This window comes from Streptomyces sp. sk2.1 (genome assembly GCF_008120935.1).
Taxonomy (GTDB): Bacteria; Actinomycetota; Actinomycetes; order Streptomycetales; family Streptomycetaceae; genus Streptomyces.
Map to the genome: position 1 here is coordinate 1521401 of NZ_RDBO01000077.1, position 24944 is coordinate 1546344.

21 protein-coding genes and 1 riboswitch are annotated in these 24944 nt (G+C 73.0%); of the genes, 16 read left to right on the plus strand and 5 right to left on the minus strand.

What is annotated here, in order from left to right:
* Together EAO76_RS34000 and EAO76_RS34005 are read left to right on the plus strand one after the other, a co-directional pair.
* Positions 1-4296 (plus strand): TIGR02680 family protein, encoded by a 4296-nt coding sequence (locus tag EAO76_RS34000; protein ID WP_148839932.1) that lies wholly within the window; start codon positions 1-3, stop codon positions 4294-4296.
* Entirely contained in the window at positions 4293-5561 is a 1269-nt protein-coding gene (locus tag EAO76_RS34005; RefSeq protein WP_262375931.1) for a TIGR02679 family protein, read from the plus strand. Before EAO76_RS34000 ends, EAO76_RS34005 begins: the two co-directional genes overlap by 4 nt.
* Before the next feature lie 24 nt (positions 5562-5585).
* Here EAO76_RS34005 and EAO76_RS34010 read toward each other — a convergent pair whose 3' ends face one another.
* Genes EAO76_RS34010 through EAO76_RS34025 form a run of 4 tightly spaced genes read right to left on the minus strand, consistent with a single transcriptional unit; the run spans position 5586 to position 8274 of the window.
* Complete coding sequence (locus EAO76_RS34010) at positions 5586-6440, minus strand: energy-coupling factor ABC transporter ATP-binding protein (RefSeq protein ID WP_148839933.1); 855 nt, start codon at positions 6438-6440, stop codon at positions 5586-5588.
* Positions 6437-7186, minus strand: coding sequence for a cobalt ECF transporter T component CbiQ (cbiQ, locus tag EAO76_RS34015; protein WP_148839934.1), 750 nt, complete (start codon positions 7184-7186; stop codon positions 6437-6439). Before cbiQ ends, EAO76_RS34010 begins: the two co-directional genes overlap by 4 nt.
* A 6-nt stretch (positions 7187-7192) precedes the next feature.
* Positions 7193-7573 carry an energy-coupling factor ABC transporter substrate-binding protein gene (locus EAO76_RS34020; RefSeq protein ID WP_148839935.1) on the minus strand — a complete coding sequence of 127 codons (381 nt, stop codon included), beginning with the start codon at positions 7571-7573 and terminating at the stop codon, positions 7193-7195.
* Entirely contained in the window at positions 7570-8274 is a 705-nt protein-coding gene (locus EAO76_RS34025) for an energy-coupling factor ABC transporter permease (RefSeq protein WP_148839936.1), read from the minus strand. The genes EAO76_RS34020 and EAO76_RS34025 overlap by 4 nt, the downstream gene beginning before the upstream one ends.
* Before the next feature lie 29 nt (positions 8275-8303).
* Positions 8304-8488: riboswitch (cobalamin riboswitch) on the minus strand.
* A 359-nt stretch (positions 8489-8847) separates the two neighbouring features.
* Between EAO76_RS34025 and EAO76_RS34030 the strand changes: the two genes are divergently transcribed.
* The 11 genes from EAO76_RS34030 (at position 8848) to EAO76_RS34080 (ending at position 20120) form a co-directional block, all read left to right on the plus strand.
* Complete coding sequence (locus EAO76_RS34030; protein ID WP_148839937.1) at positions 8848-9714, plus strand: Gfo/Idh/MocA family protein; 867 nt, start codon at positions 8848-8850, stop codon at positions 9712-9714.
* A gap of 475 nt (positions 9715-10189) precedes the next feature.
* Complete coding sequence (locus EAO76_RS34035; RefSeq protein ID WP_187438877.1) at positions 10190-11155, plus strand: winged helix-turn-helix domain-containing protein; 966 nt, start codon at positions 10190-10192, stop codon at positions 11153-11155.
* 202 nt (positions 11156-11357) lie between these two features.
* Positions 11358-11687 (plus strand): hypothetical protein, encoded by a 330-nt coding sequence (locus EAO76_RS34040; protein ID WP_148839939.1) that lies wholly within the window; start codon positions 11358-11360, stop codon positions 11685-11687.
* Positions 11688-11949: 262 nt separating this feature from the next.
* Positions 11950-13014, plus strand: a complete 1065-nt coding sequence (locus tag EAO76_RS34045) for a phytanoyl-CoA dioxygenase family protein (RefSeq protein ID WP_148839940.1) — start codon at positions 11950-11952, stop codon at positions 13012-13014.
* Positions 12996-14417, plus strand: a complete 1422-nt coding sequence (locus EAO76_RS34050) for a DUF6271 family protein (RefSeq protein ID WP_222872218.1) — start codon at positions 12996-12998, stop codon at positions 14415-14417. Before EAO76_RS34045 ends, EAO76_RS34050 begins: the two co-directional genes overlap by 19 nt.
* A 16-nt stretch (positions 14418-14433) precedes the next feature.
* Positions 14434-15603 (plus strand): type III PLP-dependent enzyme, encoded by a 1170-nt coding sequence (locus EAO76_RS34055; protein ID WP_148839941.1) that lies wholly within the window; start codon positions 14434-14436, stop codon positions 15601-15603.
* Between the two features lie 12 nt (positions 15604-15615).
* The gene (locus EAO76_RS34060) at positions 15616-16173 is read left to right on the plus strand and encodes a GNAT family N-acetyltransferase (protein ID WP_376041131.1); all 558 of its coding nucleotides are present in this window, start codon (positions 15616-15618) and stop codon (positions 16171-16173) included.
* Between the two features lie 6 nt (positions 16174-16179).
* The gene (locus EAO76_RS34065) at positions 16180-17346 is read left to right on the plus strand and encodes an MFS transporter (protein ID WP_148839942.1); all 1167 of its coding nucleotides are present in this window, start codon (positions 16180-16182) and stop codon (positions 17344-17346) included.
* A 205-nt stretch (positions 17347-17551) separates the two neighbouring features.
* Complete coding sequence (locus EAO76_RS34070) at positions 17552-18268, plus strand: 4'-phosphopantetheinyl transferase (RefSeq protein ID WP_148839943.1); 717 nt, start codon at positions 17552-17554, stop codon at positions 18266-18268.
* A gap of 88 nt (positions 18269-18356) precedes the next feature.
* Positions 18357-19490 carry a P1 family peptidase gene (locus tag EAO76_RS34075; protein WP_262375932.1) on the plus strand — a complete coding sequence of 378 codons (1134 nt, stop codon included), beginning with the start codon at positions 18357-18359 and terminating at the stop codon, positions 19488-19490.
* Positions 19491-19580: 90 nt separating this feature from the next.
* Positions 19581-20120 (plus strand): hypothetical protein, encoded by a 540-nt coding sequence (locus tag EAO76_RS34080; protein ID WP_148839944.1) that lies wholly within the window; start codon positions 19581-19583, stop codon positions 20118-20120.
* 63 nt (positions 20121-20183) lie between these two features.
* On the opposite strand, the gene EAO76_RS34085 is transcribed toward EAO76_RS34080, so the two are convergent.
* The gene (locus EAO76_RS34085) at positions 20184-21068 is read right to left on the minus strand and encodes an SIS domain-containing protein (RefSeq protein ID WP_148839945.1); all 885 of its coding nucleotides are present in this window, start codon (positions 21066-21068) and stop codon (positions 20184-20186) included.
* Between the two features lie 185 nt (positions 21069-21253).
* On the opposite strand from EAO76_RS34085, the gene EAO76_RS34090 reads away from it, so the two are divergent.
* The 3 genes from EAO76_RS34090 (at position 21254) to EAO76_RS34100 (ending at position 24915) form a co-directional block, all read left to right on the plus strand.
* Positions 21254-22054 carry a DeoR/GlpR family DNA-binding transcription regulator gene (locus EAO76_RS34090; RefSeq protein ID WP_148839946.1) on the plus strand — a complete coding sequence of 267 codons (801 nt, stop codon included), beginning with the start codon at positions 21254-21256 and terminating at the stop codon, positions 22052-22054.
* A 260-nt stretch (positions 22055-22314) separates the two neighbouring features.
* Positions 22315-23496 carry a Gfo/Idh/MocA family protein gene (locus EAO76_RS34095; RefSeq protein ID WP_148839947.1) on the plus strand — a complete coding sequence of 394 codons (1182 nt, stop codon included), beginning with the start codon at positions 22315-22317 and terminating at the stop codon, positions 23494-23496.
* Between the two features lie 423 nt (positions 23497-23919).
* Entirely contained in the window at positions 23920-24915 is a 996-nt protein-coding gene (locus EAO76_RS34100; RefSeq protein ID WP_148839948.1) for an MBL fold metallo-hydrolase, read from the plus strand.
* Positions 24916-24944: the final 29 nt, after the last annotated feature.

Genomic DNA, 24944 nt, shown 5'->3' on the forward strand with positions numbered 1-24944 from the left:
GTGCGGACGGTTCGGTGGTGCCCCCGGTTCCCTGACGACTGCCTCGYCGACCTGTTCCACTACGACGTCGAGGAGTTCTGGTTCCGCGACGGCCGGCTGCTGCTGCGCGGCAACAACGGCACCGGGAAGTCCAAGGTGCTCGCCCTCACCCTGCCGTTCCTGCTGGACGGGGACCTCTCGGCCCGCCGGGTCGAGCCCGACGGCGACCCGGGCAAACGGATGGAGTGGAACCTGCTGCTGGGCGGCGAGCACCCGCATCCCGAACGGCTCGGCTACACCTGGATCGAGTTCGGACGGCTCGACGGGACCACCGGCGAACCCCATTTCCGTACCCTGCTCTGCGGGCTGAAGGCCGTCACCGGACGCGGCATCGCCCGCCACTGGTTCGCGGTGACCGACCAGCGGATCGGCGCCGGACTCGACCTGCTCGACGCGACCGGCACGGCCCTGTCCCGGGACCGGCTCGCGGAGGCCGTCGGCAGCCGCGGCATGGTGTACGACACGGCGAAGACGTACCGCCGGGCGGTCGACGAGGCCCTCTTCGGACTGGGGGAGCAGCGCTACGGCGCGCTCGTCGACCTCCTCATCCAGCTGCGCCAGCCCCAACTGTCCAAGCGCCCCAACGAGGCGGCCCTGTCCCGGGCGCTGACGGAGGCGCTGCCGCCGATGGACCAGGCGGTCGTCGCCGACGCGGCGGAGGCGTTCCGGTCGCTGGACGAGGAGAAGGAACAGCTGCGGGCGGCCCGCGAGGCCGAGGAGGCGTCGTCGGGGTTCCTCGACCACTACCGGCGCTACGCCCGCATCGCCTCCCGGCGCCGGGCCCGGCTGCCCCGCACCGAACACGCCCGCTACGAGCACATCCAGCGCGAACTCCTCAAGGCGCAGGACGCCCGCGAACAGGCCGTGGCGGACCGGGCGAAGGCCCAGGAAAGGGCCGCGTCGCTCGACGAACACGCGGCGCGGCTGGGCGCGCAGGACGCGGCCCTGCGGACCGGGCCCGAAATGCGCGACGCCCGCGCGCTCGACCAGGCGGCGGTCGACGCCTCCCGCACGGCGGCGGACCTGACGCGCGCCGAGGAGGACCGGCGGACGGCCGCCCAGGCGCACACCCGGGCCCTGGGCCGGCTCGACACCGCGACGAACCGGCTGACCGCCGCGCAGGAGGCACTGGACGACGTCCTGGGCCGGGTGGCCGGGAGCGCCGCGGCGGCCCGGCTCGACGTCCCGCGGACCGAGGACGCCCCCGTCCCGGCGCTGCGCCGCGCGGCGGACGAGGCGACGACGGGCCGGCGGCGCGCCGTCGGTCACGTGGAGGCCCTCGCCGAGCGCGCCGAACGGGCCGGGGAGGCGCACAACGCCGCCCGGCTGCGCGCCGACGAGGCCGACGAGGAGGCCGTGCACGCCGGGGAGCTGCTGGCCCGGGCCGAGGAAGGAACCGCGCAGGCCGGGCGCGCGCTCGTCGCGGCCGTCCGGGAGCACCTGTCCGGGTGCGCGGAGCTGCGGCCGGCCGGGCTGCCGGGGGTGCTCGACGCGGTGCAGGAGTGGGCGGGCCACCTGAACGGCCCCCACCCGGCGCTCGTCGCCGCGGCCGGAACCCACCGCGCCCTCGCCTCGGCCCTGGCCGACCGGGCCGCCGCCCTGACCCACCGCGAGACGGCGACGGCGGAACGGCAGCGGCTGGTGGCACAGGAACTGGCCGCGCTCGAAGCGGGCGGGCAGCGGGGCCCCTCGGCTCCGTACACCCGCACCCCCGACGTCCGGACCCGAGGCGCCGGGGCCCCGCTGTGGCGGCTGGTCGACTTCCGTCCGCACGTCACCGGGGCCGAACGCGCCGGACTGGAGGCCGCCCTGGAGGCGTCGGGGCTCCTCGACGCCTGGGTGCGGCCGGACGGTTCCGCCGTCGCGGCGAACGGGCACGACGTGTTCCTCGCGCCCGTGGACCGGCCCGGTGGGAACGGCCTCGACCGGGCGCTGTGCCCGGCGGTCGACCACGCCGACGCGGGGGCCGCAGCCGTGGGGGAACAGGCGGTCCAGCGCCTGCTGGCCTCGATCGGGCTGACCGGCGAGGACGGTGCCGGGCCGGCGGAGGGGGCCCGGTGGGCCGGGYCCCACGGCACCTGGGTCGCCACGGACGGGAGCTTCCGTATCGGCGCGCTGACCGGGAGCTGGGCCAAGGACGGCGCCCAGTACGTGGGGGAGGGCGCGCGGGAACAGGCGCGCCGCGCCCGGATCGCCGAACTGCACGTCGAGCGGGACGAGTCGGAGGCGGAGCGGGAGCGGCTGGCCGGGGAGCTGCGCGCGGTGGCGGGGCGCCGCGAGGTGCTCGACGCCGAACTCGCGGCCGTACCCGGCGACGACGAGCTGCGCCACGCACATGTACGGGTCACCGCCGCGACCGACGCGGTCCGGCGGGCCCGCGCCCGGCAGCGGGAGCGGGCCGCCGAACTCGACGGGGCGGCCGGGGAAGCGGAGCGCAGAGCGGCCGAACTCGGCGAGACGGCCGCCGACCTGCACCTCCCCACCGACCGGGAGGCACTGGCCCTCGTGCGTCAGGCACTCGCCGATCACACCGCCCACCTCGCGGAACTGTGGCCGGCCCTGCGCGAGCGCACGGACGCCGAGCACGCGGTCACCGGCGACCGGGCCGAGACCGACCGGGCCGAACACCGCGCCCTCGAACTCGCGGAACGCACCGCGGAGGCGGCCCGCCTGGCCGCCTCCGCGGACGAACACCTGCGCACGCTCCGCTCCACCGTCGGAGCGGCCGTCGCCGAACTCCAGCGGCGGCTGGAGGAGACCGCGACCGCCGCCCGCGCCTGCGCGGACGAACAGCAGCGGGCACAGGCGGACATCCGCGACGCGGACCGGCGGGCCGGGCACGCCGAGGGGCGCATCGAGCGGCTGGAGGAGGACGTCACGGACGCCACCGCCGCGCGCGGGCGCGCCGTCGCGGCGCTCCAGCGGTTCGTCTCGACCGGGCTGCTCGCCGTCGCCCTCCCCGACGTCGCCGTACCGGACGACGACGGCGGTACGTGGGCGGCGACCCCCGCTGTGAACCTCGCCCGTGCCATCGAGTCCCGGCTCTCCTCCACCGACGACTCGGACGCGGCCTGGGAACGCGTCCAGAAGCGGCTGAGCGAGGAGTTCGGCCGGCTCCAGGACGCGCTCTCCCGGCACGGGCACACCGCGACGGCCCGGCCGGGCGAGGACGGCATGCGGGTCGACATCGTCTACCAGGGCCGACGGCGCGCCGTGCCCGAACTCGCCGAGGCGCTGGCCGCCGAGGTCACCGAACTGACCCGCCTCCTGTCGGCGCACGAACGCGAGATCCTGGAGACCCATCTGATCACCGAGGTCGCCGGGACGCTCCAGGAACTGATCGGGGCAGCCGAACGCCGGGTGCGTGCCATGAACCGGGAACTGGAGGAACGCCCGACCTCGACCGGCATGAAGCTGCGCCTGGTGTGGCGGGCCTCCCGCCGGGCCCCGCAGGGCCTGGCCCAGGCCCGGGAACGGCTGCGCCAGTCGGCCGACGCCTGGTCGCCGCAGGACCGGGCGGCGGTCGGGGTGTTCCTCCAGGAGCAGATCGCCCGCCGCCAGGCCGACGACAGCGCGGGCAGCTGGCAGGAGGACCTCACCGCCGCCCTCGACTACCGGGCGTGGCACGAGTTCGGCGTCGAACGGCACCAGCACGGCAAGTGGGTGCCCGCCACCGGGCCCGCCTCCGGCGGCGAACGCGTCCTGGCGGCGTCCGTACCGCTCTTCGCCGCCGCGTCCTCCCACTACGCGAGCGCGGGCGGCGCGCACGCCCCGCGACTGGTCACCCTGGACGAGGCGTTCGCGGGAGTGGACGACGACTCCCGCGCCAAGTGCCTCGGCCTGCTGCGCGCCTTCGACCTCGATGTCGTCATGACCAGCGAACGGGAATGGGCCTGCTACCCGCAGGTGCCCGGCATCGCCATCGCGCAGCTCTCCCGCGTCGACGACATCGACGCCGTCCTGGTGACCCGTTGGGAATGGGACGGCTTCGACCGGCGGCGCGGCACCGAGCCGGGAACCGCACCGCGTACGACGACGGTGCCCCTCCAGCCCGACGGCCGCGAGCGGAGCGGCCGGGGCGTCGGGGGAACGGCCACCGGGACGGCGTGGACCGGTGGCACGCAGGAGCCGGGAGGAACCGGCGCCGTGCCGGGCACGGGGGACACCGCCGTACAGGAACCGGGCGGAACCGGCGTGCCGGGCACGGGGAACACCACTGCGCAGGACCGGGGAGAGCAGGAGTCCCTGTGGGGGTGAGCCCTTCCGACCGCCTCGACACCGACCGCCCCGGTGCCGACCGCCTCGGGCGGCTGCTCGGCGACCCCGGCCTCGCCTGGCTCCTGGAACGCGCCCGCCGACGGATGGCCGCTGGCCGGCCCCTGACCGGCACGGTCACCCTGGCCCACCCCGACGAACTCCAGCGGGAGGCCGCCGAACGCCTGCTGGGGCGCGCACCCGGCGCGGGCCGCTCCCTGACCGTACGCCTCGACGCGGTGGACGAGGTGTTGCGCCGGTCCGGGGCCGGTCCCGAGGGGCTGGAGGCCGCGGTGGTGGCCCTGACCGGGCCCGTCGCCGTGCACGCGGAGGTGCGCGACCGGGAGGAACGGGCCTGGGAGGACGCGTACGCACCGTTCGACACCCTGACCCCCGGGCTGGCCGACTGGGCGGAACGGGTCCGCGGGGACGGCCTCGTACGGCGGCTCGCACGCACCCCGGAAGCCGCCGGTCCGCTGGTGGACGCCGCCGCACGGGCGCTGCGCGCACTGCCCGCGGTTCCCCCGGTGTCACGTGCGACGTTCGCGGCACGCCATCTCTCCGGCGCCCACGCCCTGGACGAGGGAACCACGCTCGCCGCCCTGGTCCTGTCGGGGCTCCGGGCCCTCACGGGCTTCCCGGACGGCTCCGGCGCCGAGTGGCGGCGGGAGGCATGGGCGTCGGCGGGGCTGCTCAGGGACGACGTGTCGTCGACCGTCCTGACCCTCAACCTGCGGGGGACACCGGCCCTCGACTGGGCGGCCGACGAGGGGGAGCCCGCCGTCCTGACGCTGCGTTCGCTCACCCGGCACGCCCCGAGCGGCGCCCTCCCGGGAACGGGGACCGTGTACGTGTGCGAGAACCCGGCCGTCCTGTCCGCCGCCGCCGACACCTTCGGACCGGCGTGCCCGCCCATGGTGTGCCTCCAGGGGCAGCCCTCGGCGGCCGCGCTCGCCCTGCTGCGCGGCCTGTCCGCGCGAGGAGCCGGGTTCCTCCACCACGGCGACTTCGACTGGGGCGGGATGCGCATCGCCGCTGCGCTGGGGCGCGGTGTCGCGTGGCGGCCCTGGCGCTTCGGGGCGGCCGACTACCTGGCCGCTCTGGCCGGGGTGACGGAACCGCAGCGGCTGACCGGCGCGCCCGCCGCGACCCCGTGGGACCCGGCCCTGGCCGTCGCCCTCGCCGAGCACGGGATCCGGGTCGAGGAGGAGGCGGTGCTCGACGATCTGCTCGCGGACCTGGAGGAGCGGGCCCGTCGCGGCGGATGAGCCCGGGGCGCGCGCAGCGGCGGTTCAGCGGTCGGCCGGGATCTCCGGCATCAGTGCGGCCAGCTCCTCCGGGGTGCGCGGACCGGTGGCGTCTTCGGTCAACAGGCCGTGGATGCGCAGGAGTTCGGCCGCCGCGACACCCCACGGCAGACGCAGCCCCGCCTGCCGGAGCAGGTCGGTGCGGGCGAGGGCGGCGGGTGCCGGACCGATGTGCGCGCCGGACGGGGTGAGGAGTGCGGCGTCGTCGGCCCAGCGCAGGGCGAGATCGACGTCATGGGTGGCCATGACGACGGTGGTGCCGCTCGCACGCAGCCGGTCGAGGGTGTCGAGCAGCCGTTCCTGGCCGTCCGGGTCGAGCCCGGCGGTCGGCTCGTCGAGGATCAGCACCCGGGGCCGCATGGCGACGGCGCCGGCGATCGCGGTCCGCTTGCGCTGCCCGTAGGACAGCAGATGGGTGGGGCGGTCGGCCAGCGCGCCGATGTCCAGGGCGGTGAGGGCCTCGTCGACGCGCGCCCGCACCTCGGCGTCGGACAGACCCAGGTTGAGCGGGCCGAAGGACACGTCCTGGAGGACGGACGCGGCGAAGAGCTGGTCGTCGGGGTCCTGCACCACCAGCTGCACGGTCGTGCGCAGCCGGGTCAGCCCCTTGCGGTCGTACGCGACGGGGTTCCCCTCGACGGTCAGTTGCCCGGTGCGCGGCCGCAGCCCGCCGCTGAGCAGCCGCATCAGTGTGGTCTTGCCGCTGCCGTTGCGGCCCAGCAGCGCGAGCGCGCGCCCCTCGCGCACCTCGAAGTCGAGCCCGTCGAGGACGGTCGGCCCGTCCTCGTACGAGAAGGACGCGCCCCGCAGGGCGACCAGGGCGGCGGCGGGCTCGCTCATGACAGCGGCCTTTCCAGTACGAGGGCGAGGACGGTCAGGGCCGCGAGCAGGGCGAGGCTCGCCGCGGTGAAGGGGGCGGAGACCCGGGCCTCGGGCACCAGGACGCGCAGGGTGCCGTCGTAGCCCCGTCCGGCGAGCCCGGCCTGGAGCCGCGCCGCCCGGTCGAAGGCCCGGACGAACGCGGTGGCGCCGAGTCCGCCGAGGGAACGCCAGGTGGCGGCCCGCGTGGTGTGCCCGAGCCGGGCCGCCTGCGCCTGACGGATCAGGCGCAGGGAGTCCAGCAGCAGGAAACTCATGCGGTACGTCACCAGGGCGACGTCCACGACCGGCGCGGGCACCCCGGCCCGCACCAGGCGCGGCAGCAGGTCGGACATCGGTGTGGTGAAGGCGAACAGCAGCACCCCGAGGGAGGCGGCCGAGGTGCGCAGCAGCAGTTCCCCCGCCCGGACCGGCCCGTCGTCGGCGAGGGCCACGAACCCGCCGGGGCCGCCGACCCGCACCAGCAGGGTGGCCGCCCCGGTCACGCAGAACCCCAACGGCACCCGGTACGCCCGCCACAGCCGCCGGCCCGGCACGCCCGCCGGACCGGTCAGCAACACGAGCGCCGTCACCAGGACGAGCACCGCGCCGGGCCAGGGCGGCAGCGAGATCGCGAGCACGGTGAGCCCGAGTCCGAGCACGGCCTTGTCCACGGGGTGACGGCGGCGCCAGCGGTTGCTGTGCGCCGCCTCGTCGATCGGCAGCACGCGGGTTCAGGCTCCCTCGGCGGGGGAGTCCCCGGTGCCGACGGACGTGCTTTCGGTGTCCCGCCGTGCCCGCTCCTGCGCCTGCGCGAGTTCCGCGCCCTGGCGGCGGCCCCGGCGCAGCCCGAAGTAGTAGGCGAGGACGCCCGCGCCGAGCGCCGCCTGGAGGGCGAAGAGCGCCGACTCGATCTCGCCGGACGGCGGTTCGTACAGGGGCGAGAACCAGGGCTCGTAGTCCGGTTCGATCTCGGTGATCGCCGTCTCCGCCTCGGCGTCGGCGCCCGCGAACGGCTCCTCCTTGTGGTCGCCGAGGCCGAGTGCCAGCGGCAGGACCGCGAGCGCGGCGACGACGAGCAGCAACAGGGCGTTGATCTTCGCGTTACGGCTCATCGGGCCACTCCCTCGGGCGTGCCGGTCCGGTCCGCCCGGGTGGCCGCGAACACGCCGAGCCGGGTCAGCTCTCCCTTGCTGGACTGCGCCAGCAGCCGCATCACGACCACCGTCAGCAGCCCCTCGCTCACCGCGAGCGGGATCTGGGTGACGGCGAAGATGGAGCCGAACTTGCCGAGCGCGCCCAGGAATCCGCTGCTCGGGTCGGGGAAGGCCAGCGCCAGTTGCACACTGGTGACGCAGTAGGTGGAGAGGTCGGCGGCGAACGCGGCGAAGAACACCGCCACCATCAGCGGCACGTCGAACCGCCGCAGCAGCCGGTACAGCGCGTATCCGGCCCAGGGGCCGACGATCGCCATCGAGAAGACGTTGGCGCCGAGCGTGGTCAGGCCGCCGTGGGCCAGCAGCAGCGCCTGGAAGAGCAGGGTGATGGTGCCGAGCACCGCCATGATCGGCGGCCGGAAGAGGATGGCGCCCAGCCCGGTACCGGTGGGGTGCGAGCAACTCCCGGTCACCGAGGGGAGTTTCAGGGCGGACAGGACGAAGGTGAAGGCACCGGACGCGCCGAGGAGCAGGGTGCTCTCCGGGTGCTCCTTGACCTCACGGGTGAGTGACCGTACTCCGTGTACGACGAACGGCGCGGACGCGACGCCCCAGGCGATCGCGTGCGCCGGAGGCAGAAAGCCCTCGGCTATGTGCATGGCTCAGTAGACCCTCTCCAGCACCTCGTGGATGGTTGACGCGCCTTGGCCGGTCTCCTGGCTGACGGGTACCACCGCCCGTGCTCCGCCTTCCCGGGTCCGAGGACCCAGTGGCTGCCCGCAGGGGGCTGGAGCCGGACTTCCCGATCACAGTGGCGAGGGCCGCACCGGTATCACACCGGATTTCCCGTTCACCAAGGCGTGGTGACAGTAATGCCTGGCCCGGGGTGGTGACAAGCACGCCCGGAGGGGGCGGGGAGCGCCGCGCGCACGCCTGCGCGCCCGCGCGTGCAGGGATGCGATGCCGGGTGCGCCACGCCCGTTTCCGCACGCCCGCGCACCCGCGCACAGGGGCCGGCGCGCGGTGCCGGCCACCCGGGCGGACGGCCCGGTACGGGGGCGTACGGGGCCGTCCGCCCGTACCGCCCCTGCCGTCACCGCGTACCGCTCCTGTGGTCACTCCGTACCGCCCCTGCCGTCACCGCGGGCCGGGTCCGTTCGTCCCCTGTGCGAGACTCGATGCCGCACCATGGGCGGGCGGGCCGCCGCCACCGATGAAGGGAACGTCTCCGGATGCGCATCGGGATCGTCGGCACCGACAGCAGCCACGTCGACCAGATCGTCCGCCACCTCAACGTCGACGGGGCGGGCGGTGACGCGCGCGTCGTGGCGCTCAGCGGCGGGCACGGCCCGCGCAACGACGCCCTGGCGGCCACCGGCGGGATCACGAGCATCGTCGACGAGCCCGCCGGACTGCTCGGACTGGTCGACGCCGTCGTCGTCGCGGACCGGTACGGCACGCGCCACCGCGACCTCGCGGTCCCCTTCCTGGCCGAGGGCCTCGCGGTGTTCGTCGACAAGCCGCTCGCCCGCACCGTCGAGGACGCCCGGGCCATGATCGACACCGCGCTCGCCCACGGCGCGCCGCTCACCTCGTCCTCGGCGCTCCGCTGGATCCCCGACACCGAGGAGCTGGCGGCCCGGTCGGCGGCGAACGGCACACCGCACCTGGTCGTCGTGTCCGGGCCCGCCGACCCCGACAGCGAGTACGACGGGATCTTCTTCTACGGGATCCACGCGGTGGACATCGCCCTCCGGCTCGCGCCCGGAGCGATCTCCGCCATCCGTACGGATCTCACCGGCACCACCGTCACCGCGTCGTTCACCGCGGGCGGCACCCGGGTCGTCGTGAACCTCGTCCGGCCGGGCAGTACGGAGCAGATCCCGTTCCACGCGATGGCCGCCACCCGCGAGGCCATGGTCCAGCGGACGCTCGTCCCCGGCGCGGACTACTGCGTACCGGGTCTCGAAGCGTTCCTGGAGATGGTCCGTACGGGCGGGCAGCCGATCGGACACGAGGACCTGTTGCGTCCGGTCGAGGTCCTGGAGGCCGTCGCCGAGGCCCTTGACGAGGCGACCGCCGGTCCCCGGACGGGGTGAACCGGGCCCCGGTCCCGGTCTCGTCGGGACCGCGCCGACGAGGGCGCCCCGCGAACCGGACGAGGGTTGCGGCGGAGTGACGGGAGGGGAACCGACAGGTGCCCCCCGGAGGAAGGTTGGCCTGGTGAGGGCCCTCCCGGGGGTACTTCCCGGCGCGAAGTCAACACACTTTCAGGCAACATGTCTAGACCAGGGGTGGCTACCTTTCGTGTTCGGGTGCTCGCCCCGAGCGACGGTCGTGTGACCTGGGGCACAACGTTCTTGACAGTCGCCGCGCGGGTGTCGAAAGCTCATGCATCATTGGTCTGGACCACGAGGGGTGGGCGGGGTTCATGTTCGATTCGCCATGCGCTTCTGGCGCCGAAGTGTCGCTCATCTGGAGTGAACGCAGCTTCAGAACATGGGAGTTGACGGATCGTCGGTTCTTCGCCGGGATGTGCGTTCCGGTGCGTCGGCGTGCGGTCCTGGAGGGCTGATGGACCGACAGCAGCCCGACGTGCGGCTGGCATTGTGCGATCTGTGGCAGGCGTTCGGCGCCGTCGCGCTGTTGACCCGGTACGGATCCGACGCCCCCTGGCCCCACCGCTCCTGGGCCCGTGAGGCGCACGGGGCGCTGACGCCGCGTCTGAGGTCCGTGGTCGCCCTGGCCCGGCGGCGGGGGCGCGTCCCCTCGTTCCTGGGGTCGGGCATCGCCTCACGGCGGGCGGGGATCACCGAGGAGCTGGACGACCTGGCGCGCGCCCCGGCCGCCCCGGTCCGCGACGAGATCGCCCGGGAGTACCCGGCGGCCGTCGAGGATCCTCCGATCGCCGCGCTGATCCGTGACCCGGAGAACCAACTCCGTTGTCTGGCGGTCGATTTCGCGAACTTCTGGCGGATGGCGGTCGAGCCGCGCGAGGCCGGTCTGGCGCGCTGTCTGGAGGAGGAGATCCTCTTCCGCTCGCGCACCCTGGCGATGAGCGGGGGAGCGGCACTCCTCCATGAACTGGGGCTGCCGCTCGAACGCGCCGACGGCACGGGCCGGTTGACCGCCGTGCCGATGATGTTCGCGGACGGCACCCACTGGTGGTCGGTCGCCGGCGGCCGGATCGCGGTCTCCTTCGCGGCACGGGGAGCGGGGCTCCTGCACGCCGGTCGCACCGGCCGCACCGGACCGAAGCGGGAGGGCGCCGCCCAGGACCGGCGCGAGGACCGTCTGGCGATCCTGCTGGGTCGGGGGCGCGCCTCGGTCGTACGCGAACTGGCCGAACCGATCACCACCTCCGCACTCGCCGACCATCTGGGGCTCGCCGCGAGCACGGTCTCCCAGCACCTCTCGGCACTCGTCTCGGCCGGTGTGGTGCAACGCCACCGGGCCGGTACGCGCGTCCTGTACGAGCTGAACCGTTCGGGCATGACGTTGACGCAGTGTCTGATGAGTCAACAGGCGTCACAGGGCTGACCGACGGTGCCGACGGGCCCGCCGCAATCGGAGATCGCCCGACGGGCCCGCCGCCCCCGGCCACCGGGCCCATGGGCCCGCCCTCGACCATCGGGCCGACGGGCCCATCGCAACCGGACACCGGACACCGGACACCGGGCCGGCGCTTGGCGCCGCGCCCGGTGTTGTGTTTTTCATGACGCCCAAAGGCCCGGTGGCGAGCATGGCCAAAACGCTGTGCCACTCGGTGTCCAGAAGTGTGAGTTTGCGTCTCCCACCGGCGATTACGCCGGAAATCGAGGAGCCGATCCGGCATGCCGCCGGGGCGATTCGGTGTACGCCGAAAGGCTTGTCGGGCACCCGGGGCTCGACAAGAGTCGAGGCGGGAACTGCTCGACCGGAGGACCGCGAAGACGTGAGCAAGGCACTGGGAAACATTCATTTCCTGGAAACCGATCCGCCCGCAGGGCCGAGCGCGAACCACGACACCGACAGAGCCGACGGCACCGCCACGACCCACCGGACCGGCAGAGCCGTCGGCCACCGCACCTGACGCGCGACGCGACGCCGCCCGTACCGCCGCCTCCCGACCCGTCCGCCGCACCGGACGCACGAGGCCGGTGAACGGGCCGGCCCGTCGTTCGAACAACCCGGACCACACCCGTCGCACGGCCCGACACCGTACCGGCGCCGGTCGACGACGACGGCGCCGGGGCCGTCACCGGCACCCACCGAGGTGGAGCGCCCGGACCCGTACCGCAGGGGGAGCGGTCGGTCCGCCCAGCAACGAAGAACCCGAGCCCTGGAGTGAATGCATGACGACGCCCGACTCCTATCTGCACCGATCCCCTTCGGACCGCCCGTACTTCAGCTCGGACGGCGAGTCCTACCTGGCGCAGACACCACTGCGGGACATCCGGAAGTCGCGGGAACTGCGGGTGCTGTCCGAGGCGGACTTCGATTTCTGGCAGACCTACGGCTACGTCATCGTGCGGGAGGCGATCCCGGCCGACGCGGCGCGCCGCCTGCTCGACTTCACCTGGGACTTCCAGGGACTCGACCCGGCCCGGCCCGACACCTGGTACGAGGACCGCCCCTTCCGGGACGACCTGGACCGGGAACTGCACGTCTACGGGTTCGTCGAGGCGTACCACCACCAGCTCATCTGGGACAGCCGGCAGACGCAGCGCGTCTACGACGCCTTCGTCGACGTGTGGGACTGCGAAGAGCTGTGGGTGACCCTGGACCGGCTCAACCTCAACCCGCCCAACGTCGGGAACCGGGACCGGGCGCTCATCGCCCCCACCGACAAGGGCTTCGACATCGAGCTCCACTGGGACGTCGACACCACGCTCGGGGTCCTGCCCCAGCGGGTCCAGGGCATCATCGCGCTGAACGACACCCGGGCGGAGGCGGGCGGCTTCCAGTGCTCGCCGGAACTCTTCCGCCGGTTCGAGGAGTGGAAGACCGGGCAGCCCGCGGACCGGGACCCGATCAGGCCGGACGCCGACCGCGCGGAGTTCCCGGTGATCCGCCCGGAGCTGCGGGCCGGGGACCTGCTGATCTGGAACGGCCTGCTCGCGCACGGGGTGGCCCGCAACACCTCGCGGGACGAGGTCCGCGCCGTCCAGTACCTCTCGATGATGCCCGCGCTGGAGTCGCACGAGGAACTGCGGCGCTCCCGGATCGATTCGTGGCGCGACCTCGCCACCCCTGAGTGGAACGGGACGCTCGTCGGCGACGTCACGAAGCACGAAGCCCTCAGGTACGGCACTGCCACGCTGAACGACCTCGGCGAGAAGCTGCTGGGACTGAAGTCCTGGCGCGGGCAGGACGGCGAGTGGTCGACCGGAGAGCGGGCATGCGTCGAATCTGCCTGACCCTTCCGACCAACAGGGCCTGCGCCGCGACGATCTCGGCCGTCGGCGAGGAAGCGGACCACGCGGCCGAACACTTCGGCGTCGAGGTGCACCTGCTGATCCTGGACTCCTCGGGCGAACGGGAGTTCGCGGAACACGCCAGGGTCGTCGCCGGGGAACGCCGGGCCCCGCACGTGGTCGTGCACCACCTCGGCGAGGCGGAGCAGCGGGACTTCCTGCGGCGGGTGATCCGGCGCTCCGGCGTCGCCGAGCCCGACCTGACGCTCGATCTCATGCTCCCGGACGGCGTCTCCTACGGAGCCTGCACCAACCGGGCGTTCCTGATCGCCGCCGCGCTCGGCTGCCGGTCGGTGCACCGCCGGGACTCCGACAGCACGTACCAGGTCCTGGACGGCGAGACCGTCTTCCCCGTCCACCACGAACTCGCCTCGCTCGGCAAGGCCGCGGCCGACGCGGCGGCCGGGGTGTCCGAGACCGTGCTAGGCCCCGAGCACGCGCGCAAACCGGTGGCGATGGTGGGCAGTTCCTTCGTCGGCGAGCTGTCGGTGGACATCGGCGAGATCGCCGAGCTGGACGGCGACGTCTACCACGACGTCGTCGGCCTGTGGGCCCCGGGGCACTGGTCGGACGAGCAGAAGCGGGAACTCGTCGAGGAGTCCTTCAGGGGCGCGGGCACCGACCCGTTCGTCCGCGACCACTCGGTCCTCACCCATGTCGATCCGATGCGGGTCGACATGTGCAACATCAGCTTCCTGGACGAGGTGTACGAACGGGTGCCGCTGCCGCCCGCGACCGACACCATCGGCAGCGACTACTTCCTCATGCACCTGGTGCACGACGGCACGCTGCCCGGGGTCCTGCACAACCGCAACATCGTGAACTTCTACACCGCGGAACGCAGGACCGACGCCGGGTTCATGGCGTACCAACTGCGGTTCGCGAAGTTCTTCCTCTCCATGCTCTATTTCAACTTCATCTACGAGAAGATGGCGGAGGCCGGTCCCGCGCTGCTCGACGACCGGTACCGCGTCCGGCCCGCGGCGGTGGCCGAACTCGCCAGACGGAGCGCCCTGGTGGACCGGGCGGAGAACGTGCACCGGCTGGACGTCCTCAACCGCTCCTACCGGAAACTGGGCGGCAGGTACGCCGAGTTCGCCGAGGTCCTGGCGGCAGGCGGCCGACGGCTGCTCGAAGAGGCCCGTTCGGACATCGAGGACTTCGCGCTGCTGACCGAGAGCTGGGAATCCCTGGTGCGGGCGAGCGGATCCACCGGTCTCCATCCGACGGACTGGTCCACCGGTCTCCATCCGACGGAGGGGCCCACCGGTCTCCACCCGACGGACGGATCCACCGACTTCCAGCCGTCGGACGGGTCCAGCGGCCTCCCCTCGTCGGACCGGTAGGCGGGACCGGACCATCATGCAGCTGAACACACACATGCGCGCCGCGCTGACGGCGGCCGACGACGACCGGATCATCTTCGACCTCACCGGCATAGCGGCGCAGTACGAAGCGCTGCTGCGCGAACTGCCGGGAATCTCCGTCCGCTTCGCCATGAAGGCATGCCCGGTGGACGAGGTCCTGGCCTGTCTGGCGGAGCGGGGCTCCGGCTTCGACGCGGCGAGCCCCAACGAGGTGGCCCAGGCCCTGCGCACCGGGGTGCCGGCCGACCGGATCCACTACGGCAACACCATCAAGTCCGACCGGAACATCGCCGACGCCCACCGCATGGGGATCAGGACCTTCGCGACCGACAGCCTGGAGGACGTGGCGGCGATCGCGGCCCACGCCCCCGGCGCCCGGGTCTTCTGCAGGCTGGCCACCAGCGGGGCCGGGGCGCTCTGGGGCCTCAGCCGGAAGTTCGGCTGCTCGGCCGCCGACGCGGTGCTGGTGATGGAGGCGGCGCGTTCGGCCGGTCTGACCCCGGCCGGCCTGTCCGTCCACGTCGGTTCCCAGCAGATGACGTCACAGGCGTGGCAGGAGACCTTCGAGTCCCTCGCCGACCTGCTCACGGTGCTGAACCGGCGGGGCATCCTCCCGGACCACGTCAACCTCGGCGGCGGACTGCCCGCACTGGGCTACCTGGACAGCAGGGGCCGGCCCCTGGACCCGCCGGTGGACAAGATCTTCGCCGTGATCCGCGAGGGAACACAACACCTCGCGGCGGTGTCGGAGGCACCGCTGGACTTCCTCATGGAACCGGGCCGCCACCTGGTGGCCGACCACGGTGCGATCAGGGCACACGTGGCACGGCTGTCGTCCCGGCAGCAGCTCGACGGCGCCCGCGAGAACTGGCTGTACCTGAGCTGCGGGAAGTTCAACGGCCTCTACGAGATGGATCAGTTGCAGTACCGGCTGCTGTTCCCCTCGCACGACGAAGGCGACCACGTACCGGCCGTCGTCGCGGGCCCGACCTGCGACAGCGACGACGCCTTCGCCCACGAGCACAACCGCGTTCCGGTGCCCCGGGAGGTCGCCTCGGGGGACCCCGTGTGGATCCTCTCCAGCGGCGCCTACGCGACCGGATACATGACGCGGGGATTCAACGGCTTCGATCCGCTTCCGTACGCGTGGACGCGCGGCGACTAGAGGGACCACCACGTGCGCATACGGCACATATCCAATGACGACTGGGACGGCATCACCGCGCTGGAGGCCGAGGAGTACACCGCCGACGGACTGTCGGAGGGCCGGGACGCGCTGCGGTCCAGGGCCCACGCCTCACCGGCCACCTGCTTCGTCCTGGACCACACCGGCCGGGTCGCGGGATACCTGCTGGCCCTGCCCTACCCGAAGTTCGAGTACCCCGACCTGGACCGGAAGGAGGGCATCGTCCCCCACTCGCGCAACCTGCACCTGCACGACCTCGTCGTGGCCCGGCGGTTCCGCGGCAGGGGACTCGCGAAGAACCTCCTGCGCCACTTCACGGCGACGGCGGGATCGAAGGGGTACGAGGAGGTGTCCCTGGTCGCCGTCCGCGGCAGCGACACCTTCTGGGCGGCCCACGGGTACCGGGCCCATCGGGAGGTCGAGCCGCCGACGAGCTACGGGACGGGCGCGGTGTACATGTCCAGGACGGTGCCGGGAGTCCGGGCCGGAAGAACGAACCCCGCCGGCCTGCCGGCACCCGGGGTACCTCCGAAAGACGAAGTGGGCTGATTGAGCATGTCCGGTGTTCGTGACGAATTCCACCGAGCACAACTGGCGATCGGGGCGCTGTTCTGTTTCCTCGGGTTCCAGTACGCGACCTGGGCCTCCCGGCTCCCCGCGATCAAGGCGGAACTCGGCCTGACGGAAGCGGAACTGGGCCTGCTGCTGATGGCCTGCGGTGCGGGTGCGGCGGCCTCGTTCCCCCTTGTCGCGGTCCTGATGAGGCGGATGGGATCGCGCCGGCTCGCACTCGTGTCGGTCGGCTTCCTGAGCCTGCTCCTGCCGGCGCTCTCCGTGGCGCCCAACTACCCGGTCGCACTCCTGATCATCTGCTGCGACGGGGTCGCCGTCGGGAGTCTGAACGTCGCGATGAACGCCCAGGGGGCGGCGCTCGAAGCCGCCCACCGGCGCACCGCCATGGCCAGGCTGCACGCCGTGTTCAGCGCCGGTTCCCTGTTCGCGGCGCTGCTCGCCTCCGGGGTGAACGCGGTGACCCCAGAGGTCGCGGTGCACTTCGGGGTGGCCGCCGTCCTCCTGCTGCTGCTGGTCGGACTGACCCGGAAGGGCCTGCTGACGGAGGACCCGCGGCCCGCGGAGCAACAGGCCCCGAAGAAGAGCCGCCGCAGGCTCACCATGCCGTCCCGCGTGACGGTGTGGATGGGCTGCGCGATGGTCTTCGGCACCGTGACCGAGGGCGCCATGAACGACTGGTCGGCGCTCTACCTGGAGGACGTGGTCGAAGCGGCGCCGGAACTGGCGCCCCTGGGCATCGCGGTCGTCTCGGGGATGATGGTGCTGGCCCGCCTCTTCGCCGACGGCTGGCGCAGCCGCTGGGGCGACGGACGGATCGTCCGCGTCGGCAGCGCGGTGGCCGGTACGGGACTGGCGCTCGCCCTGCTGGCCGGCGGCATCGTGCCGACACTGATCGGGTTCGCCTGCGTCGGGCTGGGCGTCGCGGCCGTCACACCGTGCATCTACGTGGCGGCGGCGGGGCAGGGCACGGACGCGCTGGCCCTGGTCGCCGCCATGGGGACGACCGGTCTGCTGGCCGGGCCCGCGGTGATCGGCTTCATAGCGGAAGCCGGCAGCCTGGTCTGGGGCATGGGGGCGGTGGCCGCCTCGGCGATCCTGGTCTCCCTGTGCGCCACCCGGATCCGCTGGCCGGAACCCGCCGGGTCCTGACACCGCCCGCGCGGCCCCTTCGCGCGGCCCCCTTCGTACGCGACGGCGCGGAACACGAGATACCGTCGTGCACGCCGGGTCCGACGGCACCCGACCGCGGCCGGGAGCATCGGCGGAGCGTCCCGCGCGTCGGCCGTCCGGTGCCCGGACGGACCGGCTCCGGGACCGGTGCGGGGTGTGGGCAGTCAGCAGGCAAGGGGAGACCGTGATCGAGAAGATTCTGCCGTCGGGGGTGGCAGTGGCAGAGGTGTTCTCCGACCTGCCCGACGCCGTGCTGATGCCCGCCGAGGAGGAACTGGTCCACCGCTACGTGGAGAAGCGGAGGCTGGAGTTCACCACGACGCGTCACTGCGCGCGCCGCGCGCTCGGGGAGCTGGGCATCGCACCCGTCCCCATTCTCAAGGGCGAACGCGGCGCCCCGGTCTGGCCGCAGGGCACGGTCGGCAGCATGACCCACTGCACGGGCTACCGCGCCGCCGTCGTGGCGCGCGGCGCGGACGTGCTCACCATCGGCATCGACGCCGAGCACAACGCGCCGCTCCCCGACGACGTGCACGACAACATCGCGCTGACGACGGAACAGGAGCGCGAGCACGAGCTGCGCCGGAACAACCCGGACATCCACTGGGACCGGCTGCTGTTCAGCGCGAAGGAGAGCGTCTACAAGGCGTGGTTCCCGCTGACCCGCCGTTGGCTGGGGTTCGAGGAGGCCGACATCGTGCTCCGCCCGGACGGCGGCTTCACCGCCGAGATCCTGGCCTCCCGGGCGACGGCGGGGAGCGGTGCGAACCCCCGGGCGCCCTTCGGCGCGGTCCCGGAGCCGTCGGCCGGGCCGGCCGGGGAACCGTCGGAGTTCCACGGCCGGTGGCTGGCCGCGGACGGCCTGCTGGTGACCGCGATCGTCGTGGAGAAGCCGGTCTGAGGGCCGCCGCCGGCCGCCCGCCGGGGAGCCCGGAAGGGCCCTCGGGCCCTCTCGTCCGGCACGCCCCGTTCCCGTAACCTCTCACCGCATGAACGCAGATCACCGCGGCGAGGGCCGCATGCGCGCACGTGAGGCGGGCATTCCGCTGCCGGGCGAGCCCGGTCAGTGGAACGCGATCACGGACGTGCCGGGAGTCGAGGTCGGGTACGTCACGCTCGTCGAGGGCGACGACGTGCGGACGGGGGTGACCGCGCTCCTGCCGCGCGGCCGGGACGGCGTGGGCACGCCCTGCGCGGCCGGCTGGCACTCGTTCAACGGCAACGGCGAGATGACCGGCACCGCCTGGATCGAGGAGAGCGGCTCGCTCGCCGTGCCGGTGGTCATCACCAACACGTACGCGGTCGGCCCCGTGCACCGGGGCGTCGTGGAGTGGGTGCGCGCCAACTGCGGCGGCATGGCGCCGGAATGGCTGCTGCCGGTGGTCACGGAGACCTGGGACGGCCACCTCAACGACATCCACGGCGCGGCCGTGCGGTCCGACCACGCGGCGGAGGCGATCGGGACGGCGGCCTCCGGCCCGGTCGAGGAGGGGTGCGTCGGCGGCGGCACGGGCATGCGCTGCTACGGCTACAAGGGCGGCTCGGGCACCGCCTCGCGGGTGGTGCGGTACGGCGAGGACCGGTACACCGTCGGCGCCTTCGTCCAGGCCAACTTCGGCGCGCGGCGCGAACTGGTCGTGGCCGGTGTGCCGGTGGGGCGCGAACTGTCCGGACCGGTGGTGGAGCCGCCCGCGGCGGAGCCCGGCGGGGAACGCCCGGTGCCGCCCGGCGCGGGCTCGGTGATCGTCGTGGTGGCCACCGACGCCCCGCTGCTGCCCGGACAGTGCAAGGCGCTGGCCCGCCGGGTGACGCTGGGCCTCGCCCGCACCGGCACCACCGGCAGCCATTTCTCCGGCGACCTCTTCCTGGCCTTCTCCACGGCCAACCCGTCCGCGTTGACCAGTACGTTCCCCGAGAACGACGGCAGCGCGCCGTACGAGTCGATGCGCTTCGTGCCCTGGGGCCGGATGGACCCCTTCTACGAGGCGGTGGTCGAGTCGGTGGAGGAGGCGGTGCTCAACGTGCTCACCGGGGCCCACTCGATGACCGGCCGGGCCGGGCACCACGTCCCGGCGCTCCCGCTGGACCGGACCGCCGAGCTCCTGGCGGCGCACGGCCGCTGACCCGCCGGCACGGGTCCGGAGGAGGGTGCGGCGGCCCCCGCACGGCAGGGGCGCTGGCTCCGTACAGGTTCGTCGGCCATACTGCCCGCCGTGGAGCAGCGCATAGATCCGAACACTCAGCCCGGGTACGCCGCGGGCACAGACCCGGCGTACATCCCCGGTCTCACGGCCCCCACCACCGCCGTGAAGCCGGACACGAGCCAGGAACCGGCCCCGGAGAAGGAACCGGTGGCGGAGCCGGAAAGGACCGACCCGGAACGGACTGACCCGGCGGACGACGCCGGTCCCGTCGCGGAGACTGAATCCGGGGCCGCCACCGGACCGACGGCGGAGGAAGGGGAGCAGGCGGACGGCCCGGCGTTCGAGGTGAGCGACCGACGGGGATCGATCACCGTGGACCGCACCGGCGTCCGGTTCCGCCTGGACGACCAGGAGGCCGACTTCCGGTGGGACGAGGTCGGCGCCGTCGAGGTGAAGACCCCCCGGTTCGGCCGCCGGTTCACCGTCACGGTCCACATGTCGACCCGGCGGTGGTTCAACGCAGAGGTCGAGGCACCGGCCAGGGGCGACCTGAAGAAGTGGGCGGCGGAACTCGACGAGGTCCTGGACGCCTACTTCGAGGAGTCCTGAGCCCGACGCACGTCCGGAGGGGCCGGTCGTCCGGCCCCTCCGGGAGCATCGGAGCCGCGGGGGTCAGGACTCCGTGAGCACCACCGAGCGGGTCAGGTGACGCGGGCTGTCCGGGTCCAGGCCGCGGGCGGCGGCGCGGGCGATCGCCAGACGCTGGACGCGCACCAGCTCGGCCAGCGGGTCCAGGCCGCTCTCCAGCCACAGGGCGCCGGTCGCCCGCACCTGCTCCGCGAGCCCCTCGGGGGCGGTGCCGAACATCCAGGTCGCGGTGCCGGCGGTGGCGATGCTGATCGGACCGTGGCGGTACTCCATCGCGGGGTACGACTCCGTCCAGGACAGCGACGCCTCCTTCATCTTGAGCGCCGCCTCGTTGGCGAGCCCCGCCGTCCAGCCGCGGCCGAGGAAGGTGAACTGGGTGCACTCCAGCAGGCCCTCGGGCAGCGGCTCGGCCAGCGCGGTCTCCGCGTCGCGGACCACGTCGTCGGTGTGCAGGCCGAGGTGGGCGCGGAGCAGGGTCAGCAGCGTGGTGGCGAACCGGGTCTGCACGACGGACCGCTCGTCGGCGAAGTCGAGCACGACGACGTCGTCGGCGGCCGTCATGACCGGGGTGTCCGGGTCGGCGGTGATGGCCACCGTGCGGGTGGTGCCCCGGAGCCGGCCGAGCAGTTCCAGCACCTCGGTCGTGGTCCCCGAACGCGTGAGGGCGACGACCCGGTCGTAGCCGCGACCGAACGGGAACTCCGAGGCGGCGAAGGCGTCGGACTCGCCCTGCCCGGACCCCTCGCGGAGCGCGGCGTACGCCTGGGCCATGTAGAACGAGGTGCCGCAGCCGACGACCGCGATGCGCTCGCCGGTGGCGGGCAGCGCGCCCGCGTCGGTCCGGGCCAGCTCGGCGGCACGGCGCCAGCACTCCGGCTGACTGGCGGTCTCGGTCTCGACAAAAGACACGTCTGCACTCCGTACTCGTAGTGGGATGCTCATTTACGCACGTTACACGCGCTGTATGAACATCTTCAAGCAAGCAGTTTGCAGGATGCTTGACTGGGCAGGGCCTTGTGCGACGCTTGCGCGTGTCCGGCGACCGTATCCAAGGGGATGGGTGCCCGAAGACCGGGCCGGTGAGGAGAGTTCTCTTGTCCAGGGATGCCCGGTGGAACGCGCTGCTGGAACTCGTCGGCAAGAACGGCCGGGTGGAGGTCGAGGACGCGGCCGCCACGCTGGACGTCTCGGCCGCGACCATCCGCCGCGACCTGGACCAGCTCGCCGAACAGCAACTGCTCACCCGCACCCGAGGCGGCGCGGTGGCGCACGGCGTCAGCTACGAGCTCGCCCTGCGCTACAAGACCGGCCGCCACGCCCCGGAGAAGCAGGCCATCGGCCGTGCGGTCTCCGAACTGGTGGCGGTCGGCGAGGTGGTGGGACTGACCGGCGGCACGACGCTGACCGAGGTGGCCCGCTCGCTGGCGATGCGCTCCGACATCGTGGGCGAGGGTGCCATGGGGGCGGGCGGCCAGCCGACGCTGACCGTCGTCACCAACGCGCTCAACATCGCCAACGAGCTGGTGATCCGCCCGCAGATCAAGATCGTGGTGACCGGCGGGGTGGCCAGGCCGCAGTCGTACGAACTGACGGGCCCGCTGGCCAGCGGGGTGCTGGGCGAGATCACCCTGGACGTCGCCGTGCTGGGCGTCAACGCGATCGACACCGAGCGCGGCGCGTACGTCCACCACGAGGGCGAGGCCAGCATCAACCGGCTGCTCGCCCAGCAGGCGCAACGGGTGGTCGTGGCCGCGGACTCCTCGAAGATCGGCAAGCGGGCCTTCGCCCGGGTCTGCGATCTGGGGCAGGTCGATTTCCTGGTCACCGACAAGGGGATCGCGCCCGAGGCGGCCGCCCGCTTCGCGGAGGCCGGGGTCACGGTCGTCACGGTCTGAACGACGGCCGCCCGGCGAGGGGCGGGCATCCCGGAGCCCGGGGTGCCCGCCCCTCGCTTTTCGCGCGCGGTGGGGCCGTGTTGCGCGTGCTGTGTGCACCGAGCAGCAAATCAATGCCCATTCATGTTCGATAAGCCTGTGAAATGAACAACTCTTGCCATCGGTGTGCGCTGTCGTGAACTATGAACCCGTCCCGTACGGACCCGTCCGCCCCACGGCGCGGACCCCGCACCACCAGTACAGACAGAGAAGGGACCACCGTGTCAGACCTGCGACTCGGCGTCATCGGGCTCGGCCTGCGCCGTACCATCGCGACCTCCGCCCACCACCCCGGACAGGGGTCGGCGATCACCGCCGTCTGCGATCTCGACCCCGAGGTGCGGCGGCGCGAGGCCGAGCGGTTCGGCACCGACGTCGCGGTCGAGGACTACCGGCTGCTCCTCGACCGGGACGACCTCGACGCGATCGTCGTCGCCACCCCCGACGACACCCACGAGACCATCGCCGTCGACGCGTTGCGGGCCGGCAAGCCGGTCTTCGTCGAGAAGCCGCTCGGCATCACCGTCGAGAGCTGCGACAACATCCTGCGTGCCGCGTACGAGACCGGGACCGGGCTGTACGTCGGACACAACATGCGCCACATGGGTGTGGTGCGGCTGATGCGCGACATCATCGCCCGCGGCGACATCGGCGAGCCCCGGACGGTCTGGGTGCGCCACTTCGTCGGCTACGGCGGCGACTACTACTTCAAGGACTGGCACGCCGACCGGACCCGCACCACCGGCCTGCTGCTCCAGAAGGCCGCCCACGACATCGACGTCCTGCACTGGCTGGCCGGCGGCTACACCCGTCGCGTCAACGCGCTCGGCGACCTCCTCGTCTACGGCGACCTGCCGCGCCGGGAGCCGGACACCCCGCGCCCGGAGAACTGGCTGCGCGAGTTCGACTGGCCGCCGACGGCCCGCAAGGACCTGCACCACGTCGTGGACGTCGAGGACGTCTCGGTGATGAACATGCAGCTCGACAACGGAGTCGTGGCCGCCTATCAGCAGTGCCACTTCACCCCCGACTACTGGCGCAACTACACGGTCATCGGCACCGAGGGCCGGCTGGAGAACTTCGGCGACGGCCCCGGCGACGAGGTCAGGGTCTGGAACTCCGGCCCCAGCGGATACCGCCGCGACGCCGACATCACCTACCGGGTGCCGGACGCGGGCGGTTCGCACGGCGGCGGGGACACCCGGATCATGCGGGAGTTCTGCCGGTTCGTGCGGGAGGGCGGCGCCACCGACACCTCGCCGGTCGCCGCCCGGATGAGCGTCGCGGCCGGTGTGCTCGCGACCCGCTCCCTGCGCGAGGGCGGTGTGCCGTACGAGGTGCCCGCCCTCGACCCGGAACTGATCGCCTACTTCGAGGGCGGCCAGGTCCGCCGGCCCGCGTAGCGTCCGCGCCGGTCCGGCCGTGCGTCGGTCTGTGTGCGGGGCCATGTGCGGGCCCGCACACGGGCCCGTGTGCCGGTCCGGGCGTGGGTCCGTACGGGGTCCTCCGGACCGGTGCCTCCGGGGCGACGCCTTCCGGTGCTGCCACGAAGATCTTCGGACAGCTGTTTTCGGCCATGCTCGGTGGGTAATCGGCTTGTTCCGGTTTGGTGGCTCCGTGAGGGATGCCCGTCTCGGCGTGTGACATTGCCGGGTTGATTGGTATGAACTGCGTCGAATGCGGCATGTAGGGATGCGGAGTGTCGATTCCTCAGGGTTACCGGCACTGTACCGATGAGCGAAATGAAGGGTGATTTCACGCCAACGGAATGGGGCAGTGGCCGAGTTCGAACGCGCTGCCGGATCGGGGTCGGCATAATCGCGTCCATGTCGATCACGGGTGGGGACGTCGTTGACCTGGGGCAGGGCCTGTACGCGTGGCTTCCGCCGAAACGGGGCTGGGGGCTGGCGAACTGCGGCCTCCTCGTCTCGCCCCGCGGCGCGCTCTGGATCGACACCCCGTACGACCCCGTGCTGGCGGGTCAGTTCCTGACCGAGTCCACGAAGCGGCTGCCCGAGGGCGTCCACATCGACCGGGTGATCGTCACCCATGCGAACGGCGACCACTTCTGGGGCGCGGGGGTGCTCCCGGACGCGGAGATCATCGTGACCCGCGAGGCCCGGGAGCACATCCACTACGACCCCACGCCGAAGCAGCAGCACGCCCTCGTCACCGCGGGCGACCGGACCACACCGCTCGGGGACTACCTCGCGCGCCACTTCGGCGTCTTCGACTGGTCGGGCACCGAACCGGTCGTGCCGACCACGTACTTCACCGGGGAACTCGAACTGACCCTGGGCGACTACCCCGTCCGGGTCTCCTCGCTGCCGCCCGCGCACACCGCCGGTGACCTGATCGTCCACCTGCCGGTGCAGGACACCGTGTTCAGCGGCGACGTCATCTTCTCGTCCACCCCGGAGCGGCCCGGCGACCACCCGGTGCACTGGGCGGGCCCGATCGACAACGTGATCTCGGCCTGCGAGCAGGTGCTGGCCACCGGCGCCGGGACCATAGTCCCCGGACACGGCCCGATCCTCGACCGGGCCGGGGTGCGCGACCACATCGTGTACCTGGAGTACGTGCGCGAGCGCGCCCACGCCTTCCACACCGCCGGCGTCCCCTCCGTCGAGGCGGCCCGCCGGATCATCGGCGAGGGCCGCCACCCGGAACTCGGCCTTCCCGAGCGGCTGGTGGTGACCGTCGGCAGCGAGTACCGGCACCTGGACGGCTCCGAACTGCCCGGCGTGCTCGAAGTGATGACCGATGTCGCCGTGGTGGCCCGGGAGACGGAGCGGGCCCCGCGGTCGGCGGACCCGGCGTAACAGCAGGCGGAGCTTCGGCCGTCGGCCCG

Excerpts from the sequence above, each read along its gene's own strand:
- EAO76_RS34040 (WP_148839939.1), top strand. The coding sequence starts at position 11,358 with ATGGCCAAAACGCTGTGCCACTCGGTGTCCAGAAGTGTGAGTTTGCGT.
- EAO76_RS34035 (WP_187438877.1), top strand. The coding sequence starts at position 10,190 with ATGGACCGACAGCAGCCCGACGTGCGGCTGGCATTGTGCGATCTGTGG.
- EAO76_RS34100 (WP_148839948.1), top strand. The coding sequence starts at position 23,920 with ATGTCGATCACGGGTGGGGACGTCGTTGACCTGGGGCAGGGCCTGTAC.
- EAO76_RS34030 (WP_148839937.1), top strand. The coding sequence starts at position 8,848 with ATGCGCATCGGGATCGTCGGCACCGACAGCAGCCACGTCGACCAGATC.
- EAO76_RS34055 (WP_148839941.1), top strand. The coding sequence starts at position 14,434 with ATGCAGCTGAACACACACATGCGCGCCGCGCTGACGGCGGCCGACGAC.
- EAO76_RS34050 (WP_222872218.1), top strand. The coding sequence starts at position 12,996 with ATGCGTCGAATCTGCCTGACCCTTCCGACCAACAGGGCCTGCGCCGCG.
- EAO76_RS34045 (WP_148839940.1), top strand. The coding sequence starts at position 11,950 with ATGACGACGCCCGACTCCTATCTGCACCGATCCCCTTCGGACCGCCCG.
- EAO76_RS34010 (WP_148839933.1), bottom strand. The coding sequence starts at position 6,440 with ATGAGCGAGCCCGCCGCCGCCCTGGTCGCCCTGCGGGGCGCGTCCTTC.
- EAO76_RS34020 (WP_148839935.1), bottom strand. The coding sequence starts at position 7,573 with ATGAGCCGTAACGCGAAGATCAACGCCCTGTTGCTGCTCGTCGTCGCC.
- EAO76_RS34075 (WP_262375932.1), top strand. The coding sequence starts at position 18,357 with ATGAACGCAGATCACCGCGGCGAGGGCCGCATGCGCGCACGTGAGGCG.
- EAO76_RS34065 (WP_148839942.1), top strand. The coding sequence starts at position 16,180 with ATGTCCGGTGTTCGTGACGAATTCCACCGAGCACAACTGGCGATCGGG.
- EAO76_RS34025 (WP_148839936.1), bottom strand. The coding sequence starts at position 8,274 with ATGCACATAGCCGAGGGCTTTCTGCCTCCGGCGCACGCGATCGCCTGG.